This window comes from Vibrio mediterranei, from assembly GCF_900088415.1.
Taxonomy (GTDB): domain Bacteria; phylum Pseudomonadota; class Gammaproteobacteria; order Enterobacterales; family Vibrionaceae; genus Vibrio; species Vibrio mediterranei.
In genome coordinates this window covers 149,047-165,282 of record NZ_FLLQ01000004.1, presented here as the reverse complement: position 1 = coordinate 165,282, position 16,236 = coordinate 149,047, and the positions used below count along the sequence as shown (strand labels likewise).

14 protein-coding genes are annotated in these 16,236 nt (G+C 45.8%); 6 read left to right on the top strand and 8 right to left on the bottom strand.

Going from position 1 to position 16,236, the window contains the following annotated elements; translation table 11 throughout:
• Positions 1–254 precede the first annotated feature (254 nt).
• The 6 genes from VME0621_RS13255 to aphA all read left to right on the top strand — a co-directional run bounded on the left by VME0621_RS13255 (position 255) and on the right by aphA (position 7,462).
• Entirely contained in the window at positions 255–1,631 is a 1,377-nt protein-coding gene (locus VME0621_RS13255; RefSeq protein ID WP_062463621.1) for an aldehyde dehydrogenase EutE, read from the top strand.
• A gap of 565 nt (positions 1,632–2,196) precedes the next feature.
• The gene (locus VME0621_RS13250; protein WP_062463618.1) at positions 2,197–3,282 is read left to right on the top strand and encodes an ABC transporter ATP-binding protein; all 1,086 of its coding nucleotides are present in this window, start codon (positions 2,197–2,199) and stop codon (positions 3,280–3,282) included.
• A 31-nt stretch (positions 3,283–3,313) separates the two neighbouring features.
• Positions 3,314–4,360, top strand: a complete 1,047-nt coding sequence (locus VME0621_RS13245; RefSeq protein ID WP_031494112.1) for an ABC transporter substrate-binding protein — start codon at positions 3,314–3,316, stop codon at positions 4,358–4,360.
• A 95-nt stretch (positions 4,361–4,455) separates the two neighbouring features.
• Complete coding sequence (locus VME0621_RS13240) at positions 4,456–5,700, top strand: ABC transporter permease (protein WP_062463615.1); 1,245 nt, start codon at positions 4,456–4,458, stop codon at positions 5,698–5,700.
• A 4-nt stretch (positions 5,701–5,704) separates the two neighbouring features.
• Positions 5,705–6,556 (top strand): ABC transporter permease, encoded by an 852-nt coding sequence (locus tag VME0621_RS13235; RefSeq protein WP_006071541.1) that lies wholly within the window; start codon positions 5,705–5,707, stop codon positions 6,554–6,556.
• A 198-nt stretch (positions 6,557–6,754) separates the two neighbouring features.
• Positions 6,755–7,462, top strand: coding sequence for an acid phosphatase AphA (gene aphA, locus VME0621_RS13230; RefSeq protein ID WP_006071542.1), 708 nt, complete (start codon positions 6,755–6,757; stop codon positions 7,460–7,462).
• A gap of 345 nt (positions 7,463–7,807) precedes the next feature.
• Here aphA and VME0621_RS13225 read toward each other — a convergent pair whose 3' ends face one another.
• From VME0621_RS13225 to VME0621_RS13185, 8 genes are all read right to left on the bottom strand, one after another.
• The gene (locus VME0621_RS13225; RefSeq protein ID WP_006071543.1) at positions 7,808–8,779 is read right to left on the bottom strand and encodes a LacI family DNA-binding transcriptional regulator; all 972 of its coding nucleotides are present in this window, start codon (positions 8,777–8,779) and stop codon (positions 7,808–7,810) included.
• Entirely contained in the window at positions 8,769–9,503 is a 735-nt protein-coding gene (locus VME0621_RS13220) for a copper homeostasis protein CutC (RefSeq protein WP_062463612.1), read from the bottom strand. Before VME0621_RS13220 ends, VME0621_RS13225 begins: the two co-directional genes overlap by 11 nt.
• A gap of 77 nt (positions 9,504–9,580) precedes the next feature.
• Positions 9,581–10,375: a transporter substrate-binding domain-containing protein gene (locus VME0621_RS13215; RefSeq protein WP_062463609.1), complete on the bottom strand. Its 795-nt coding sequence runs from the start codon at positions 10,373–10,375 to the stop codon at positions 9,581–9,583.
• Positions 10,365–11,321 (bottom strand): glycosylasparaginase, encoded by a 957-nt coding sequence (locus tag VME0621_RS13210; RefSeq protein WP_062463606.1) that lies wholly within the window; start codon positions 11,319–11,321, stop codon positions 10,365–10,367. The genes VME0621_RS13215 and VME0621_RS13210 overlap by 11 nt, the downstream gene beginning before the upstream one ends.
• Positions 11,321–12,055: an amino acid ABC transporter ATP-binding protein gene (locus VME0621_RS13205; RefSeq protein ID WP_062463602.1), complete on the bottom strand. Its 735-nt coding sequence runs from the start codon at positions 12,053–12,055 to the stop codon at positions 11,321–11,323. Before VME0621_RS13205 ends, VME0621_RS13210 begins: the two co-directional genes overlap by 1 nt.
• Before the next feature lie 10 nt (positions 12,056–12,065).
• Complete coding sequence (locus VME0621_RS13200) at positions 12,066–12,737, bottom strand: amino acid ABC transporter permease (protein ID WP_062463599.1); 672 nt, start codon at positions 12,735–12,737, stop codon at positions 12,066–12,068.
• Positions 12,738–12,739: 2 nt separating this feature from the next.
• A complete protein-coding gene (locus VME0621_RS13195; protein WP_231892939.1) occupies positions 12,740–13,405 on the bottom strand; it encodes an amino acid ABC transporter permease in 666 nt (221 codons plus the stop codon).
• Between the two features lie 1,705 nt (positions 13,406–15,110).
• Positions 15,111–16,139 (bottom strand): AraC family transcriptional regulator, encoded by a 1,029-nt coding sequence (locus VME0621_RS13185; RefSeq protein ID WP_062460807.1) that lies wholly within the window; start codon positions 16,137–16,139, stop codon positions 15,111–15,113.
• Positions 16,140–16,236: the final 97 nt, after the last annotated feature.

Below are 16,236 nucleotides of genomic sequence, written 5' to 3'. Positions count from 1 at the left end.
CGGTTGTCGGTGAACTAACGTATTGTTTGCTATGAGGCGAGAGACAGTGAGGGGTTACGTAATGAGTCAAGTTATCGCTGTGGGTTATTTGCGTTAATGGGTCAAATAAGCTGACACCCAGTGACATCGTGTTGATCAATGTCTGGGTTAAATTATAGCCATATTAGGTGAGAAATCAGCCTTACTAAACATGTCGAAAAGAGCTGGCATAACGCCTAGCTCTTCACAATACCCAATTTTACGAGGTAATCACTATGTCTTTTGATATTAACAACGCTAAAGGTGTATTCGCGACAGTGGACGCTGCGATTGAAGCAACTCATAAAGCTCAACGAGAGTTCTACGTAAACTGTACCAAAGAAGGTCGCGAAGCCATCCTAACTGCTATTCGTGAAGCAGTATTAGCGCGAGCAGAAGACTTCGCAAAAATGGTTCGTGAAGAGACAAAACTGGGCCGCGTGGAAGACAAAATCGCTAAGCACCACCTTACGGCAATGAAAACGCCGGGTACGGAAGTACTGGATACTAAAGTATGGTCTGGTGACAACGGTATTTCTCTTGGTGAGCGCGCACCTTATGGTGTTATTGGCGCGGTAACGCCTGTGACTAACCCAACAGAAACCATAGTGAACAACGCAATTTCGATGCTTGCTGGTGGTAACGCGGTTACGTTTAATGTTCACCCATCGTCTAAAGTGGTTTCTGCGGTGATGATTGACTTGCTAAACAAAACCATCGTAGAAGCAGGCGGCCCAGAAAACCTAGTAACTATGGTAAAAGAGCCAACACTAGAAACACTAAACGAAATTGCTCAGTCACCACTGATTAATATGCTTGTGGGTACAGGTGGCCCTGGTCTCGTTAAGGCTATCTTACAATCTGGTAAGAAAGGTGTGGGCGCAGGCGCTGGTAATCCACCAGTAATCGTGGACGCTTCTGCTAACCTAGACCTAGCTGCGGCAGGCGTATACGGCGGTGCCTCTTTCGATAACAACCTGCTGTGTATTGGCGAGAAGGAAGTCTTCGTTGAAGAGGCCGTAGCAGATGCATTCCTTGATAAGCTAGAAGAAGTTGGCGCTTACGTGCTAACAGCAGAAGAAGCAGAGCAGTTAACTGAGCAAATTTTGACGCTAGATGAGTTTGAAGGCGCGAAGCCGTGCACAGCCCATGAGATTGCTCGTGTTTGGCATCCGGTGAAAAAACACGTCGGTCAAGATGCAGGTGAAATCCTAAAATCAATCGGTATTGAGTCTGACACTCGCCTAGCAGTAATGCTGGTAGAAAACGACCACCCATTGGTTCACGTAGAGCAAATGATGCCAGTTCTTCCTGTGGTTATCTGTAAAGATATCGATGAAGCCATCGAGCGCGCAGTTGCGGCTGAGCGTGCCAATAAGCACTCGGCATGTATCTACTCGGGTAACATCGAGAACGTGACTAAGTTTGGTGCTCGCATCAACACTACTATCTTTGCGCACAACGGACCAACGCTGTCTGGTGTGGGTTATAACGCAGAAGGAACGTCTACGTTCACTATCGCGGGTCCAACGGGTGAGGGTATTACTAACGCGTTATCGTTTACTCGTGCTCGTCGTTTTGCTATCGCTCAAGGTGGTCTGCGTATCGTTTAATCGATGGTGTGATGACCCGTCTTGAGGTGAGTTGAAAGCCGGAGCGTTTGCTTCGGTTTTTTTGTTTGATTGCCGCAGGAACGTTTCCTCTGAGAGATGCGCGGGCAGTAGACATCGACGGCTTTAACCAGAATAACGCTGCCATTTTAATAGGTTAACGATTTTATGAAGTCAATTTGAATACTGATTATGCCCATATTCCAATTAAGTACCACAATGTAACAGTGCTTGTAGCACGTTGATATTGCTAAATTTGTTCTAAGAGGGCGTGTTGATACGAAGATCAAATTTAACGACTGATTTATCAAATAAGCAGTTCCTTCCATTTATTTCTATGATACTGATATTTTTATCTAGTAGATCTTCCTAATTCAAACCTTCATTCGAACTGAGCTTAATTTTCGTACAAGTTGCAACATTTCGTAATCCCTCTTTATGTCTGAAAAACAAAGGATAAATCACACTTTCTAAAATCAAATGTTGCTCAGTTGTTAATCAAAACTAGGTTTTTGAATAGCGCTCAGTTTTTGAGGTTGAGCTTGAAGCAGAGGGATAGGCAGTAGAAATGGACAGTCGTTACGTACAATTCAAGAATGTAAAAAAGAGTTATGACCGACACAATTTTGTGGTGAAAGACTTTAGCCTCGACATCGCTAAAGGTGAGTTTGTGACACTGTTGGGGCCTTCTGGCTCTGGAAAAACCACGTGTTTAATGATGCTCGCTGGGTTTGAAGATGTGACCAGCGGTGGGATAGAAGTCAACGGAGAACTCATCACTAACGTTGCGCCTTATCATCGTAACATCGGCATGGTATTTCAGCACTACGCATTATTCCCTCATATGACGGTGGCAGAAAACCTCGCTTATCCCCTTAATGTTCGCAAACTACCCAAAGAGCAAATCAAACAGAAGGTTCAAGAGTTTTTAAAGTTGGTGGAGCTCGAACACTTTGGTGACCGCTATCCGGGCCAGCTCTCCGGTGGTCAAAAGCAGCGTGTGGCATTGGCGCGTTCGTTGATTTTTGAGCCTTCGATTGTTCTTATGGATGAACCTTTAGGTGCATTGGATAAAAACCTTCGCGAGCAGATGCAATTTGAAATCAAGCGCTTGCACGAACAGTTAGGTTTTACCGCCATCTATGTTACCCATGATCAGACCGAAGCACTTACTATGTCTGACCGTATTGCAGTGTTTGAGGATGGCGTAGTTCAGCAGTGTGCGGACCCTTCTACGCTGTACGAACGTCCAGCCAATGCATTCGTCGCCGATTTTCTCGGCGAGAATAACCATCTTCCGGGGACTTTAACTAAAATTGATGGCGACCACGCTTATGTTGAGTTGAGCGATGGGACTCAAGTCGTGGCGACTGCGATCAATGTTCCTGAAATTGGAGAGCGCTGTATGTTGGCAGTGCGCCCAGAAAACTTCTTTATCGGAGACAAGGACGAAGTGAACAGTAACCAAGTCTCCGCTACCTTTGTCACCCGATTGTACGTTGGTGACTTCATTCGTTACTTCTTTAAGTTGCAAGACGGCAGAGACGTGATGGTGAAGCTCCTCAATGACCAACAAGCACCGACCTTCAAGGCCGGTGATGTAGCCAGCCTAACGTGGTCCATTTCTGATGGGTTAGCGCTTGATCACCCTTAGTCAAGGAAAGAAAGGATATATGATGACGAAAATGAAAAAGTGGCTTCCTATTGCTCTTGCGCTTGGACTGAGCAACGCAGCAATGGCCGACCAACTAACGGCAGTGTCGTTTGGTGGTGCTTACGGCGATGCCCAAAAGAAACACATGCTTGATCCGTTTACTGAGAGTACCGGACACAAGGTGCTGTCTGAAAACTATTCAGGCGGTATCGCAGAGCTTAAAGCCCAAGTAGAGAGTGGCAACGTGCTTTGGGACGTGATTGACGTTGAGGTTATCGACCTTGAGCGAGCCTGTTCAGAAGGTTTGCTAGAAGTATTCCCAATGGATACCTTGCCTCCTGGTGATGACGGTACGCCAGCCAAAGATGACTTCAGCAAAGAGGCGCTCGCTAATGAGTGTGGGGTAGGTAACATCGTTTGGACTGTCCTTTTCGCCTACAACCACGACACCATTCAGGGTGGCAAACCAAGCTCGATTCAAGATCTTTTCGACACTAAAACGTATCCAGGTAAACGTGCTTTTCGTAAGCGTCCTCAAGTGAACTTAGAGTGGGCATTACTGGCTGATGGCGTTGCTAAAGAAGATGTGTATGACGTGCTAAGTACCGATGAAGGCCAAAAACGTGCGTTCGCGAAACTCGATACCATCAAAGACGACATTGTCTGGTTCGACAGTTGGTCGCAAGCGCCTCAACTGCTTAACGATGGTGGCGCGGTCATGGTTCAGTCGGCGAACGGTCGCTTCTTCGATGCCATTCAACGTGAAGGTAAACCGTTTGAAATGGTCTGGGATTCGCACGTTTACGATCTCGATGTTTGGGCGATTGTAAAAGGCACTAAAAAGAAAGCGTTAGCGGAAGAGTTCATTCGCTTTGCAACGGGTTCAAAACCACTGAGTGGTATGCCTGAAGTGGCGTATGGTCCAACTCGTAAATCCGCTTATCAGTATGTGGATCCTGCGGTTATTCCAAAGCTGCCATCGTCTCACCTAGATGAAGGGGTAAAAGCATCGGGTGATTTCTGGGCTGATTACGGTGAATCACTGGGTGAGAAGTTTAACGAGTGGTTACTTCAATAGCCTCAATCCTATAAACAAAAGTTGGGCTATCTAAAAGTATTAGATAGCCCTTTTAATCGAGTTTTTAAGCGTTTAGATTCAAGGATGAAAACAGAATGGCGAGTGAAAATACGCTAACACTGACAGAGCTTTCTGAGAGTAAAAAGAAGCATCGCAGCAAACAGTTAATGCTGTTTTTGTTTACTTTGCCACTGCTGCTGTTTGTGTTTCTTTCCTTTTTAGCGCCGATCACCACCATGCTTTATCGCAGTGTTTATCATCCGACGGTTGCTCAATTGGTACCAAACACCTTAGAGGCGATGGCATCATGGGATGAGTCAACCGGAGCCATGCCGCCTGATGAGGTTATTCAGGTATTCACGTTAGAGCTTCATGAACTGGCACAGGAACGCCGCTCCGGAAAATTGGCCGAGGAAATCAACCGCTCATTGCCGGGCTCTTCAAGTCTTATCAAATCCACTGCACGAAAAATCAAAAGAATGCCGATCGAAGAGCTGCGTCTCGAAGGCACCGATATTCTATTAGATAAACATAAAAAGTGGCGCTCCCCCGATGTGTGGGTAGCGATTAAAGTATCGGGTAACAAATGGACTGAGCGTTACTATTTAACCGCTCTGGATCTGAAGAAGTCATTGCAAGGCGACATCGAAGCCCGAGACACCAAAATCTATATCAAACTGTACTGGAAAAGCTTGAAAATCGCTCTGTACATCACTTTGCTCACAGCGATTATTGCGTTTCCATTGTCTTACTATTTATCTACAGCCTCACCGAGTAAAGCCAATAAGTTACTGGTGTTTGTATTGTTACCGTTTTGGACCTCATTATTGGTTCGAACCACATCATGGATTGCGCTGTTGCAAACCAACGGGGTAGTGAACAGCGCCCTAAAAGCGATAGGCATTATTGATGAGCCACTTGATCTACTATACACCGAGTTTTCGACCATTATTTCAATGACTCATATTTTGCTGCCTTTCATGATTCTGCCGCTCTACAGCGTAATGAAGAACATTGACCCAAGCTATTATCGTGCGGCGCTGTCCCTAGGTTCTAAACCCATGCCAGCGTTTTTTAAAATCTATTTCCCAATGACATTACCCGGCTTAAGTGCAGGAGCTCTGCTGGTGTTTATTATTTCTATTGGTTATTACATTACACCTGCGCTGGTCGGGGGCACGGACGGGCAAATGATCAGTAATATCATTGCGTTCCATATGCAGTCATCCAATAACTGGGAATTAGCGGCGGCATTAGGCAGTTTGCTACTGGTTCTGATTTTAGCGCTCTATTGGTTATATGACCGCTGGGTAGGCGTGAACAACATTAAGTTAGGTTAACGGTATGAAGAGATTTCCAAGCTATTTTACGCCTCTGCAAAAACTGGGCTCATTGTCTCTTTCTGCTAGTGCGTATTTGACTCTGTTTTTTTTGATGATGCCGATCTTGGTGATCATTCCACTCTCTTTCAATGCCGAGCCTTATTTTAGTTTTACGCCGGGGATGCTGGCATTTGAAAAAGAAGCCTATTCGCTCGAATGGTACGCTGAGATTTGGCACGATGATAACTGGTTGCTCGCCATCAAAAACAGTTTTTTGATAGGTATTTGCGCCACGATTATCGCCACAGTATTAGGGACATTGGCCGCAATAGGGCTAAGTAATTCAGCGATGCCAATGCAGCGCATCATAATGGCGATATTGTTGTCTCCGATGATAGTGCCTTTGATTATTACCGCTGCGGGTATGTTTTTCTTCTATACCCAACTCAACTTAGCGGGTACGTTCTGGGGTGTGGTGATTGCACACGCAGCTCTAGGGACGCCATTCGTGATCATCACTGTGAACGCGGCATTAGCGGGCTTTGATTATTCGCTTGTGCAAGCCTCGTTGGGAATGGGCGCAAGACCGGTATATACCTTTGTTAAGATCATTATGCCGCTAATCAGGCCCGGAGTGATTTCGGGGGCGTTGTTTGCTTTTGTGACCTCGTTTGATGAAGTAGTAGTCGCGCTATTTTTGGCAGGACCGGAGCAAAAAACAATTCCGAGACAGATGTTCTCGGGACTAAGAGAGCAAATCAATCCGACCATACTGGCCGTTGCTACCTTGTTGGTGGTCTTGTCGGCTATCTTATTGTTTACTATTGAATATTTGCGTGCCAGATCGGAGCGCATCAAGATCAATAGTTGGTAATCCACTTCTATCGCAGCCTATCTTTGAACGATAGGCTGTTGTCTCATTACCTTGCTTTCTTCACCTTGTTTTGTGTGTTGATTTTGGGTCTGTACTTGCTTGAAAACTGTGAATTATCTTTAACTTTCAGAACGATAGCGGCGGGTGTACCGTAGTTGGGTTTTTCGTTTGTTTAATCCAAGTATCAAGGACCCTAAGATGAACATTAAAAGTTCGCTGAAGCTTATTACTCTCTCTGTACTTCTTGCCTCTCCACTGTCATTTGCTAAAGTCTACACCACCACCGATATGCAGGCTGTCAGCCACCAAGCGCCACAAATGGAAGTCTATAAAGACATCAATTGGGTGTCGGTATCTGACATTCAAAAGCAGCTTCCTGACCATCCAATTACTGTCGGCTTGGATATCGACGACACCATGCTGTTCTCTTCACCGGTGTTCTATCGCGGCCAGCAAAAATACTCTCCGGGTTCGAATGCGTATCTTAAGAACCAAGACTTCTGGAACGAAGCAAGCACAGGCTGGGATGATTTCTCACTACCTAAGCATTCAGCGCTTGCCTTAGTAAACATGCACCTAGCGCACGGTGACACTATTTACTTCATCACCGGTCGTAACGCTCCAGAAGGCAAAGAAACATTAACCAGCACCATCCGCCATTTGTTCCCTAAAGATCGCCGTGACCAGATCAAACCTGTGGTCTTCGCTGGTGGCTTAGAAAAAGAGAAACAACTCAAACAAGCTGGTGTTGAGCAGTACTACGGTGACTCAGATTCCGATATCACTAGCTCAATGCATGTGGGCATCAAAGCAATCCGTTTCCTTCGCAACGAACAGTCAACCTACGTCCCTATGCCTCAAGCAGGCAAATACGGAGAACCTGTTTTGATTGGCTCTAACTACTAGTTAGTCACACTCAAACAAAGGGGCGCAGCCAATAGCCGCGCCCTCAAACATTTAGTCTTCTAATATATCGTCCTCAAAGGCGCTCGTTATTCCTGCCCCCCGAGCAGGAGTCTACTCACCGTGTGCGCCAAGCCCAAGCTAAGTCGACGGAAGTTCTTGCTCACCTTCATGAATATTAAAAACGAGGGTTGAATAGATGAGTGAGCCACATGCTACAGGAGATTTCCTTTTTCAAGGAAATGACGTTTGTCTTGGAACTCTAAGCACCCTAGGACCTTAAACTCATCGTCATTCCCATCTAGAATGGGAATCTACTCAAAGCGCTCACCAACCCACAACCCAATCTCAATGACAATTAAAAAAGTTACGTATGTACTTTTCACCAGAGAGATTCTCCTTATCCGACGATAAGGAAATCAACTCCAACACAATATCAATCAGCTCTTCCTTTGAGTAACCAATACTTGGGAATTGGTAAGAGCCAAAGTGAGAGAAGAAAGTATTATCAAACCCAATAATTACTGGACGGTCATCTTGGTTACCAAAGCTGTCCACCGCTGCCATCGCCATGGCATCAGAGGTACAAATCACACCGTTGTTTGGTTGAACAATGTCGTTTGAATTGCCGATGAGATACTGCTTCGCCTCATTGTACTTGTAGTTGCAATAGGCGATGTTTTTCAGGGAGATATCGTGGCGTTCGAGATTGTCTTGGTAGAGAGCAAGTCGACGTTCTTCAACGGCAGAGCTTTGTCGTCCGGCAAGTAAATGAACTTCTTTAACGCCGGATTGAACTGCATAATTCACTGCATCCTGAATGGCCTGTTCTTCGTCGAGTAACACCGACCATGTATTGTCCCAGTTTTGCCCGTTAAGGTTAATCACTCGCGGAGTAAGAAACAGCTTTGGCATGTCTTTAGGTTCAATGAGATCCGAGAAAATGATCGCAGCGTCTACGCGATGAACGAACGCGTTGTCGGTAATTGATGCAATATCCTGCTCGGTTTTGATGCGAATGAAGATCGGCAGCTTGCCTATTGATTGCAGTCCTCGTAATAAATGATCAAACAGCTCAAGGTCGCTCAAATCACTAATGTGGTTGACCACAATGGCGACGAGTCCAGTGGTATTACTATTCAAACTTTGCGCGAAGGGATTCATGACGTAACCGAGCTCTTCGGCGGCTTGCAACACGCGCTGCTTTTTTACTTCAGATATGGGTTTTTTCTCTTTCGAAAAAGCCCGAGAAGCAACCGCTTTTGATACGCCTGCTCGGTCTGCTACATCCTGCAATGTAGGTAGCGTTTTAGTACTCATTCACAAATAACCTCACGATTTTCTTCACTTTATCATAGTCTGTTACCGAGACCCAATCATCGCAACTTTCTGTTCCCATGGAGATTTGTGAGGACTGTTGAATCATATTACTAGGGCGCTGACCTTTACCAGAAAGGTGCAGCTCGGTGATGCCTGTGTCAGCCAGTGAAAGCGCATTGCTGTCGTTTACTCCAGAGCCCGCCATGATAGATAGGCGACCCTGAGCGGTGTCGACTAACTGTTTAATCATCGCTTTACCTTCTGGTGCAGTCGGCTGGAGTCCTGAAGTTAAAATTCTTTCAATCGGGTAATGGCAGAGGAGTTCTAAACTCTCTATCGGGTTAGCAACCAAATCAAATGCGCGATGAAAAGTGATTCCAATACCTTGAGCGGCGGTTGTCCATCGACGCAGGGCATCTTCGTTGATGGTAGCGTCGGGATTCAGTGCACCAATAACGACGCCATCAACGCCAAGCAACTTGTAGCTGAGTATTTCCTGCTCCATAAAGTGGATTTCTTCTTCACTGAAGACAAAGTCACCATCACGAGGGCGAATCATCACGTAAATAGGAATGGAGGAAACCGCGACAGCCTGAGTTATTAATCCTAATGAAGGCGTTAGGCCGCCCAGTGACAGAGCGCTACACAATTCGATTCGGTCGGCGCCTGCCTCGACGGCAGTGTGTAGTGATTCAATATTATCGATACAGACTTCAATTTTCATACAGCTCGCTCATTGAAACTTATGGAAAGATAGAGAGGAAAAAAAGGCCCGGAGGAAAGGGCCTTTGAGTTATCGGTTTACCAAGTACCCGCTAGTTTAGGTGGGTTAGCATCCGTACCCCACCATTTGTGGTAAGACGCTTCATAAGCACCAGAGTTAATGTAGTCAGAGACAAACATATCCATCCAGCGTAAGTACTCGGCGTCGCCTTTTCTAACTCCAATAGCGATAGGGTCATTAGAGTGTAAGCCTGGCAGAGTCACAAGATTTGGGTTGTTGGTAGCTAGGTAATCAATCAGAGAGCTGTCTTCGATACCCGCATCTACACGGCCTTGACGAAGCAACAATACACCGTCTGGTGCGAAGTTATCGGTATAAACCAATTCAGCTTCTGGTACTTCACGTTTCAAAAAGGCTTCGCCTGTAGAACCGCGGCCTACAACAACGCGTTTGCCTGCAAGATCCTGCAGTGAATTAATATCTTGGTCTTTTTGATGAACAATACGAAGACCAGCACGTGCATAAGGAATGGAGAAATTCACCGATTTAGCACGTTCTAATGTCGCTGACATGTTACCAATGACCGCATCTAGTTGGTCAGAAAACAGCATTGAAACACGAGCGTCACCATGTACATCAGTGAAGCGTGCCTCAACGCCAAGCTTTTCTGCTAGGCGTTTCGCTAGATCAACGTCATAACCTGCTGGGTTATTCTTTTGATCACGGAATCCGATAGGTTCGCCACCAAGTGATACACCGATTTTGATGTAACCGCGCTCTCGAATGTCTTCGAGTTTGCCAGCAAACGCTGAGGTGGAGCTGATTGCGAGTGCACTTGCCAATATGGTGGCAACCAATGCCTTAAATTTCATTGTGGTTCTCCATTTCATTTCGTTTATCCATATAGCGTCTTTCCGCTATTCTCTGTTCAGGCTTACTCATTCCAGATTTGTAAACCCAGTATTTGATGTCCTCTTCACATCCAAAATTGATTACTCGGTAGTTGTCATCTTTGTCGATCGCATGAATGACAACACCAGCCAAAAAGCCTGTTCTAAGCGAATTTAATTCTTCAATGGCCATATCCACCGCTTGATCTAGCGAGAAGCCAAGACGCATCGCCATTACGATGGAGTAGGAGGTATTAGCTCTGATAGTCATTTCGCCAGTATGAGTACAGGCCGCCGCGCCATATCGGCTATCAGCATAGAAACCAGCGCCAACAATAGGTGAATCGCCAAGGCGTCCAGGATATTTCCATGCCCACCCGGAGGTGCTAGTAGCTGCATAGATACTGTCTGTACTGTCTTTGGTTAGAAAGACGGTGGTATCACGGACTTTCTCTGGGTCAGTGATCATTGAGTTGAGGTGAGCAAGCGGACGAGTCGACATATCAGGGTTGTCTTCGCCAGTGATTTCCTGAAGCTTCTTAAACCACACCTCTTTGGAGTCTTCTAGTAGAGGGTTAGGGCACTCAAAACCCATTTCATAGGCAAAGCGTGTCGCCCCTTCACCTACAAGGATCTCGTGGTTCAGCTCTTCCATCACTTTTTTGGCAATGCGCGTGACGTGAAAATGATCTTTGACGGCCCCAACGGCACCGGTTCGAAGCGTGTTGCCGTCCATTACCGCACCGTCAAATTCCATATCACCCAATAGGTTAGGCCACCCACCGTAACCGACACTGCGAATTCTTGGTTCTGCTTCGACTTTTTCAATACCACAAATGACCGCATCGAGACCATTGTCGCCGTTATTAAGCATACTTACCGTGTCGTCGATTCCCGGCCAGGCTTCTGAATTTGATAATACAATCATTACTTGCTATCCATTTTCTCTAAAAATCGTCTAATTCTTTCGTCTTGCTTACCGCCCTCATCGGAGAAGAAAGCATCTTTGTCCATGTCAGCTTTTACTACCCCTTCGTCGAGGAAAACAATGCGATTGGAGATCTTTTTCGCGAAGGCAATTTCGTGAGTGACAAAGATTAATGTTGTGCCTGATTTGGCAAGGTCAGCGAGCACGTCTAGCACCTCTGAGGTCATCTCTGGATCAAGTGCACTGGTTACTTCGTCTAGTAGCAAACACTCCGGCTTCATCGCTAGAGCGCGACAAATACCGATACGCTGTTTTTGTCCGCCAGAGAGTTGAGCTGGGAAGCTGGTCTCTTTGTCCGCTAAATCAACAAGCTGCAACAGTTCTCGCGCGGTGCTTTCAGCTTGCTCTTTGCTTTGCCCTAGCACTTCAATAGGTGCGAGGGTGATGTTGTCTAAAATGCTCAAATGCGGGTAAAGGTTAAAGTGTTGGAATACCGTTGACACTGACGTGCGGATCTTTTGTAGCTCCGCTTTGTTGGAGACCGAGAGGTCGCGAAAGGTGATGTCACCGTCATTAATCGCTTCTAGCCCGTTGATGCAGCGTAGTAGGGTAGATTTTCCAGAACCACTTGCACCCAAGATAGAGACCACATCGCCTTGCTCAATATTTAGGCTGACCCCTTTTAATATGTCGTTGCTTCCAAACGACTTCTTTACGTTGTTAATTGAAATCATGGGGTTCACCTTATGCTAAAGACCAAGTTTGATGTTTTCGTAAGTAGAGCTCGAGCTTTCTGCCCAGCTTGGAGATGCCCATCGACATGGCGAAGTAGGTCAGCCCGATGACAGGCCAAACAATAAATGGCTGCCACGTACGTTGGTTCAAAATGGCGCCGACTTTGGTAATGTCCATAACCCCGATAACGGAGACCAGTGACGTTACCTGAAGTTGGTTCACCGCAAGACCGACGAGTGGCGCAATGGCAACCAGCAGCGCTTGAGGCGTGATGATTTTCTTCAAAATCACCATCTCAGAGATGCCAAACGAGCGTGCAGCTTCAATCTGACCTTTATCAACCGCTGCCATTGCGGTAACAATAATGACGGATACAAATGCAGCCGTATTGCCTGTCAGCGTGATAGTGGCGGCTAGTTCCGCCGACATGTCCATGGAGAGGAAAATCGGCAGGCCGAAGTAGATCAGGAACAGCTGAACCAGAACTGGGGAGTTTTTAAGAAACTCGCTCACAAAAACAGAAATCTGGCTCAATAGAGGGAATCGATAGTGACGAAAGAGCGCGAGCCCCAAACCCAACAAACCGCCAAACAAGCTAGAAACCAAGAACACCTTTAACGAAACGCTGATACCACTAAGCAGAACAATAAGGTCATAGGGGACAAATTCATTACTAGACATTGCTATGCTCCCGCTTCAGAAAATCGATTTAGTCGCTTGTGCGCTAAAGTGATAAGAATGGATAAGATGTACGTCAGCACGCAGTAGAACAGTAATAAGAAGAAGTAGACTTCAAAGGGTCTAAATGTTTCCGCCGCAATGATTTTTGCGGTTCCTGTGAGTTCGTTAAGTGTTACTGTCGATAAAATAGAGGTGGTCAAAATTAGGTTCACAAAGATCGAACCTAACGGTTTGATCGAGTTACGCAACGCGATAGGAAGAATGATCTTTCTATAGATAGTTAAGCGTTTTAAGCCGAAAGATTGGGCGGCTTCGATCACGTCTCGATCGACCTGCTGAACTGCTGCGCGCAGCACGTCAGCACAATAAGCACCAACTGCAATAGAAAGCGCCAACACTCCCGTGGTGTAGGGATCAATGAAAATGCGTAATTCAGGTAAGCCATAAAAAATAAAGAACACCTGCACAATAAAAGGAATGTTCCTAAATATATTTATGTAGGTATAGCCTGTCTTAGACAGTACTTTTGACTGACTAATACACGCAAACATCACCAGCAAACCAATACAAAAACTACCAATAATAGAAGCGACGCTAATACTAGCGGTTATCGCAAATCCTTCTATAAACGAGTCTAAGTATCGATACATTATCGAGATATCAAACACGGAAGCTCCTTCTAATTGAAACTAGTTTCAATTTACGTGCTGATTCTTTTTTACGCAATGCCATTTAGTTAAAATTGAAACCGGTATCACATTGTTAATAACAACATGCTTAATTAGAGATTTTCTGGTCTAGAAGGCATAAATGAGGATGTTTTTCATACTAGAAATTGCTTCAAGTGCACGTCATTCCTGCCGTCGAGCAGGGTCTAATTACCATGTCTCGCTTATGCTAGAGAGCCCTGTTCTTAAATCTTCCACAATTAAATATTCCGCCAGTAGACACCTCGTCATTCCTGCCTCCGAGCAGGAATCTACTCCCAGCGCGCACCAAGCCTTAATGTGAGGTCATTCAGACACTTTCAATACAGCTCAATTGCTCGATTTCCTCTCGAGAAGAAGCAGGGGTAGTCACTTGTGGCAGGAGATTTCCTTTTTCAAGGAAATGACGGGTTATTTGAATTTCTTAGTACTCTCCGTCCTCAAACACCCCGTCATTCCTGCCTCCGAGCAGGAATCTACTCACAGTGCGCACCAAGCCTTAATGTGAGGTCATTCAGACACTTTCAATACAGCTCAATTGCTCGATTTCCTCTCGAGAAGAAGCAGGGGTAGTCACTTGTAGCAGGAGATTTCCTTTTTCAAGGAAATGACGGGTTATTTGAATTTTTGAGCACTTTCCGTCCTCAAACACCCCGTCACTCCTGCCTCCGAGCAGGAATCTACTCACAGTGCGCACCAAGCCTTAATGTGAGGTCATTCAGACACTTTCAATACAGCTCAATTGCTCGATTTCCTCTCGAGAAGAAGCAGGGGTAGTCACTTGTGGCAGGAGATTTCCTTTTTCAAGGAATTGATGGGTTATTTGAATTTCTGAGCACTCTCCGTCCTCAAAAACACCGTCATTCCTGCCTCCGAGCAGGAATCTACTCCCTACGCACACCGAACTCACTGTTTTACTCCATTCAAACAGTTTCAACACAGCTCAAACATTCGTTTTCTTTTTGAGAACAAGGTAGGGGAGTCACTTGTGGCAGGAGATTTCCTTTTTCAAGGAAATGACGGGTTATTTGAATTTCTTAGCATTCTCCGTCCTCAACCACCGCGTCATTCCTGCCTCCGAGCAGGAATCTACTCCCAGCGCGCACCAAGCCTTAATGTGAGGTCATTCAGACACTTTCAATACAGCTCAATTGCTCGATTTCCTCTCGAGAAGAAGCAGGGGTAGTCACTTGTGGCAGAAGGTTTCCTTTTTCAAGGAAATGACGGGTTATTTGAATTTTCGAGCACTTTCCGTCCTCAAACACCCCGTGATTCCTGCCTCCGAGCAGGAATCTACTCACAACGCACACCGAACTCACTGTTGTAGTCCATTCAAACAGTTTCAACACAGCTCAAACATTCGTTTTCTTTTTGAGAACAAGGTAGGGGAGTCACTTGTGGCAGAAGGTTTCCTTTTTCAAGGAAATGACGGGTTATTTGAACTTTCGAGTACTTTCCGTCCTCAAACACACCGTCATTCCTGCCTTCGAGCAGGAATCTACTCCCAACGCACACCGAACTCACTGTTTTATTCCATTCAAACAGTTTCAACACAGCTCAAACATTCGTTTTCTTTTTGAGAACAAGGTAGGGACTCACTTGTGGCAGGAGATTTCCTTTTTCAAGGAAATGACGGGTTGTATTAAGACGAACAACAGTAGAGCACCTATTGCTCACCTGCCTTACGAAACTCCTTCGGCGAACACCCGCTCCATTTCCTAAATGCGTGCCGAAAATTGGCACTGTCAGAAAAACCAATTCGCTCTGAAATCTCTTCCATGGTGATTTGTGTAGTAAGCAGGTAGTGGCGGGCCAGTCGATAGCGCACATTATCAAGCACCTGTTGATAGCTGGTCCCTTCTGCTTTCAAATGACGGCGCAGCGTACGTGATGACATGCCCAACTCGGAAGACAAGACTTCAATGGATGGATAGTTGCCTAGACGTTCGATAAATATCTGGCTGATTTTCTCTTGCAAACTGGTACCGCCTTCGGCTTTTTCCAGCATTTCATCACAAGACTTCAAACACATTTTCAGCGTCATTGCATTGGCAGCAGGCAGAGGCTCGTAAAGTACCGTAGCGTCAAACTGCCATTCCAAACAATCACTATCGAACTCAATGGGGCAATGAAAAACTTGCTCGTATAAGTGACCATATTCTGGCTCAGGGAAGGGGAATTTAATCAATGTCGACGGGAACGGCTGCTGCATTACCTCTTCACACAAATTTTGAATGGCAGTGAACCAGTACTCGGAGCAAAACGGCAGTAGTTCGTCTAAATCGATAAGTTGCTCGGCGCGAAAATAACCGACATTACCTTCGACCCACATTTTCTTTTTAAGCACTGGGCCGGCCAGACGAAGGTATTTAAACCCCATCATAAGAGCATCAAGCATGGTGTTGCTGCTGAACACCGCATAACCCAACACTCCAAAATCACTGAACCTTGCTTGCTTACCCACTTGGAGCCCTAAACCCGCTTCATTTGTCTGAGTGAGTGCGTTGCTGAAGATAGCCATCTTTTGAGCAAAAGTGAGCTGTGTATCTGGTTGATTGAGTTGGGAAGAAGTGACGGTCGTTCCCTCAAATAATGATTCGGTGGCAAAGCGACTGTCGAGATAACGCGCCATAAGCTGAAGATCTAAAATCCCGCAAGCTTGAGTATCTGGCTCATAAACTGCCGTGTATTGCATCCAACTTCTCCAAAAAGGTTAATAGGCGACTTTCAATAAGTTAGCGTGATTGTGGGCTCTCAATGTCTGAACAATGTCCGAATTTCACCGCTTTTTG

Excerpts from the sequence above, each read along its gene's own strand:
- VME0621_RS13240 (WP_062463615.1), top strand. The coding sequence starts at position 4,456 with ATGGCGAGTGAAAATACGCTAACACTGACAGAGCTTTCTGAGAGTAAA.
- VME0621_RS13255 (WP_062463621.1), top strand. The coding sequence starts at position 255 with ATGTCTTTTGATATTAACAACGCTAAAGGTGTATTCGCGACAGTGGAC.
- VME0621_RS13225 (WP_006071543.1), bottom strand. The coding sequence starts at position 8,779 with ATGAGTACTAAAACGCTACCTACATTGCAGGATGTAGCAGACCGAGCA.
- VME0621_RS13215 (WP_062463609.1), bottom strand. The coding sequence starts at position 10,375 with ATGAAATTTAAGGCATTGGTTGCCACCATATTGGCAAGTGCACTCGCA.
- aphA (WP_006071542.1), top strand. The coding sequence starts at position 6,755 with ATGAACATTAAAAGTTCGCTGAAGCTTATTACTCTCTCTGTACTTCTT.
- VME0621_RS13200 (WP_062463599.1), bottom strand. The coding sequence starts at position 12,737 with ATGTCTAGTAATGAATTTGTCCCCTATGACCTTATTGTTCTGCTTAGT.
- VME0621_RS13205 (WP_062463602.1), bottom strand. The coding sequence starts at position 12,055 with ATGATTTCAATTAACAACGTAAAGAAGTCGTTTGGAAGCAACGACATA.
- VME0621_RS13210 (WP_062463606.1), bottom strand. The coding sequence starts at position 11,321 with ATGATTGTATTATCAAATTCAGAAGCCTGGCCGGGAATCGACGACACG.
- VME0621_RS13250 (WP_062463618.1), top strand. The coding sequence starts at position 2,197 with ATGGACAGTCGTTACGTACAATTCAAGAATGTAAAAAAGAGTTATGAC.
- VME0621_RS13235 (WP_006071541.1), top strand. The coding sequence starts at position 5,705 with ATGAAGAGATTTCCAAGCTATTTTACGCCTCTGCAAAAACTGGGCTCA.
- VME0621_RS13245 (WP_031494112.1), top strand. The coding sequence starts at position 3,314 with ATGAAAAAGTGGCTTCCTATTGCTCTTGCGCTTGGACTGAGCAACGCA.
- VME0621_RS13220 (WP_062463612.1), bottom strand. The coding sequence starts at position 9,503 with ATGAAAATTGAAGTCTGTATCGATAATATTGAATCACTACACACTGCC.
- VME0621_RS13185 (WP_062460807.1), bottom strand. The coding sequence starts at position 16,139 with ATGCAATACACGGCAGTTTATGAGCCAGATACTCAAGCTTGCGGGATT.